This is a genomic window from Endozoicomonas sp. ONNA1, assembly GCF_024606325.1.
Taxonomy (GTDB): Bacteria; Pseudomonadota; Gammaproteobacteria; order Pseudomonadales; family Endozoicomonadaceae; genus Endozoicomonas_A.
The window spans coordinates 1-1,279 of sequence record NZ_JAHHPN010000321.1 but is presented as its reverse complement, the minus strand read 5'-3'; the positions used below and the strand labels follow the sequence as shown (position 1 = coordinate 1,279).

The window sequence follows — 1,279 nt, the reverse complement described above, 5'->3', positions numbered from 1 at the left end:
AACCAAATATAAATATCTAAGGTTGTAAGTAACGGAAAATATAATAGGAGACCTTCGATATGGACAGTCTTAACGGTGTTAATGGTGTTGAATGCACACTATGTCAAGATTCAGGTAGATGTGAAAGCATCACTCTACATTGTGGACATGCTTATGGTAGATCATGCATGCGGGTAAGTTTGGAAAAATATAACCAAACAAACTGCCATCTCTGTCGAAAGCAACTGAATGATGATGATATAAAAGAGATAAAAAAAATTCCATTGCAGGAACGCGTGGTAACTATTTCGAAAAAAACTATTAAGTTTATCTGTCAGGTTGTTTGTACTTATGCTCCCTCGTTTGCTCCTTCGACTTTTGCAGGGTTTGCTGCCGGAGCTACCGGAGTTGCTGGTGCCGGAGTTGCTGGTGCCGGGTTAGCTGCTGGGTCCCTCGTTAGAGTGCTGTCTTTATCTGTTGTAACGGTTGTCTGGGGTGCCCACTTTTGTAAAAAGACGGACGGTTTCGCTAGCGGTGTTGCCAGCGGTGCTGCTATCGGTTTTGCTTTGGGAAATTTCGAAGCTGTTTCTATGGCTGCCGTGTCTATTGTCGGGACTACTGCCAACGCTGCTGGTAATTATCTCGTAAGAAACGATTAAAGAATGTTTTGCCGAGCTATTTTCGGGCATACACCCCTGACTATCCCCTCGAAATAAAACATCAAGGGAAGAGCCATTGCCTGTTTTCAACAATGGCTTGGAAACAATAGCTTGGAAACAATGGCGCGGAGGAAAATAGGGTTAAAAGATGACACCCTTGATGTCGTCGTCTTTGCGATCCAGGTAGTGGATAGATTTTATACGACGGATCGTACGGGATTTTCCACGAATCACCAGTGTTTCTGTTTCCGCAATGTTGCCTTTGCGGGCAATACCTTCCAACAGATCACCCTTGGTAATGCCGGTGGCTGAAAACACCACGTTGTCAGAGCTGGCCATATCATCCAGACGCAACAGGTTGCCGGGCTCAATGCCCATCTCTTTACAACGGCTGCGCTCAATGTCACCGGCAGCCTTATTCTCAGGTGTATCGCCCTTGGCTTGATCACGAGTCATCAGGCGACCCTGCATGTCGCCACCCAATGCACGAATCACGGCTGCCGATACAACACCTTCTGGTGCACCGCCGATGCAGTACATCATGTCGACTTCACTGTCAGGCATACAGGTCAGGATAGAAGCGGCTACGTCACCGTCGGGAATGGCAAAAACTTTTACACCCATTTTTTGCATCATCGCAA

General features: G+C 46.6%; 2 protein-coding genes. One reads left to right on the top strand and one right to left on the bottom strand.

Annotation, left to right across the window (positions count from 1 at the left end):
* The first annotated feature begins 59 nt into the window (after positions 1 to 59).
* Positions 60 to 638, top strand: a complete 579-nt coding sequence (locus KDK19_RS07460; RefSeq protein ID WP_257280855.1) for a hypothetical protein — start codon at positions 60 to 62, stop codon at positions 636 to 638.
* A gap of 141 nt (positions 639 to 779) precedes the next feature.
* Here the strand turns inward: KDK19_RS07460 and KDK19_RS07455 are convergent.
* A partial coding sequence (locus KDK19_RS07455) for a fructose-bisphosphatase class II (RefSeq protein WP_257291660.1) occupies positions 780 to 1,279 on the bottom strand: 500 nt, incomplete at its 5' end.

Excerpts from the sequence above, each read along its gene's own strand:
- KDK19_RS07460 (WP_257280855.1), top strand. The coding sequence starts at position 60 with ATGGACAGTCTTAACGGTGTTAATGGTGTTGAATGCACACTATGTCAA.